Annotated in this window: 1 protein-coding gene; it reads left to right on the forward strand. The window is 66.4% G+C overall.

The window, feature by feature from the left end:
- Positions 1-152 precede the first annotated feature (152 nt).
- The gene (locus ACFYOW_RS49570) at positions 153-1,667 is read left to right on the forward strand and encodes an ISL3 family transposase (protein WP_387299163.1); all 1,515 of its coding nucleotides are present in this window, start codon (positions 153-155) and stop codon (positions 1,665-1,667) included.
- The last annotated feature ends 32 nt before the right edge of the window (positions 1,668-1,699 follow it).

Raw genomic sequence — 1,699 nt, forward strand, 5'->3', positions numbered from 1 at the left:
CGGAATTTGATGATCGGGCGCGTGTCGATCCATCTGTCGCGCAGGCGGATCGGATATAGACGCAGTTCGTGGTGTTGGATGGTGTGGCGAAACATGTTGTGAGCCTTCTCTTTCCGCATCTGTGGGTGGTTCGTCTCGATGACGTATCAGCGATGGGCGGTCGGATCGTGTTCGATGCGTCGACCTGCGGTTCTTCGGCTGTTTGCACGCGGTGTGGGTGTGGCTCGTCGGTGGTGCACAGCCGTTACCGGCGCACGATCGTGGACCTGGCCGTTGCGGGCCGGGAAGTGGTGATCCGGCTGATGGTGCGCCGGTTTCGGTGCGAGGCCGCTCACTGCGAGCGCCGGATCTTCTCCGAGCAGGTCGCAGGGCTGGCTGCTCGGTATCAGCGGCGCAGTCCGTTGGTGGCCGAGTTGCTGACGCGGGTCGGGCTGGCGTTGGGTGGTCGGCCAGGTGCGAGGATGGCGAGGCAGCTGGCGGTGGAGGTGTCGCGATCAACGTTGTTGGGGCTCGTGCGTGCGATCCGGCTGCCGGCGGTCGGTGAGCTGGTGGAGGTCGGTGTCGACGATTGGGCTATCCGGCGCGGCCACATCTACGGCACCGTGGTGATCGACATGCGTACCCACCGGCCGGTCGACCTGCTGCCTGACCGAACCTCCGACACCCTCGCCGCCTGGTTGGCCCAACATCCAGGCATTCGCGTAGTGTGTCGCGACCGCGGCGGTCCGTATGCTGACGGTGCCAGTCGCGGTGCGCCGCAAGCGATTCAAATCGCGGACAGGTGGCATTTGCTCCACAATCTGACCACTGCAGTCGACAAAGTTGTTCGCGCGCACCGTAAATGCCTGCGCGAGGACGACGAACACGCAGCGGTCGCCCAACCCGCCCCGGCACCGGCGGGCCAGACACCGGCAACAGCAGGGCGAGAAGCGGCGACCCGGCAACGCCATGCCGAGATCCATGCGCTGGTCGCCAAGGGCGTCGGCCCGACCGCGATCGCGAAAGCACTGAATCTGGACGGCAAGACCGTGCGCCGCTACCGCCTGGCCGGCACCGTCGACGAGCTTCTCACCCCGGTGCCACGACGTGGCAGCGCCCTCGACCCGCACGTGCCCTACCTCGCGGGACGGTGGGAAGACGGCTGCAGCAACGCACGGCTGCTGTTCGGTGAACTCCGCCAGCGTGGCTACCGCGGCAGTGAACGCTCGGTCCGCCGGCTCATCCACACCTGGCGTGAGAACAGCGCCCCGGCGCCGGTATGGACGGCGAAACAACCGGTCACCGCCCGCCAGCTCACCAGCCTGTTCATGCGGCCCCGACACAAACTCACCACCGACGAACTCACTGACCTGCAGCACGCACTCGACCGCTGCGACACCCTGCGTGAGCTCGAAAGGCTGGTCACGGGGTTCGCTGATATGCCGCGCCACCGCCGCGGCCAGCAACTCGACGACTGGATCAACCAGGCCAAGGCGGGCAGCATCCCACAGCTGCGCGGCTTCGCCGACGGGCTGCTCAAGGACTACGACGCCGTCCGCAACGGACTCACCCTGCCCTGGAGCAGTGGCGCTGTCGAGGGAGCCGTCTGCCGGATTAAGGCATACAAGAGGGCCATGTACGGACGTGCCAATTTCGACCTCCTCCGCACCCGCGTCCTCGCCCAATAAGCCTGGCCCATCATCAAATTCCGGCCAGACCC

Origin of the sequence: Nocardia sp. NPDC006982 (assembly GCF_042869435.1) — a bacterium.
Taxonomy (GTDB): Bacteria; Actinomycetota; Actinomycetes; order Mycobacteriales; family Mycobacteriaceae; genus Nocardia.

What these genes read in the sequence shown, in the direction of transcription:
- ACFYOW_RS49570 (WP_387299163.1), top strand. Translation starts at nt 153, where the DNA reads ATGGGCGGTCGGATCGTGTTCGATGCGTCGACCTGCGGTTCTTCGGCT.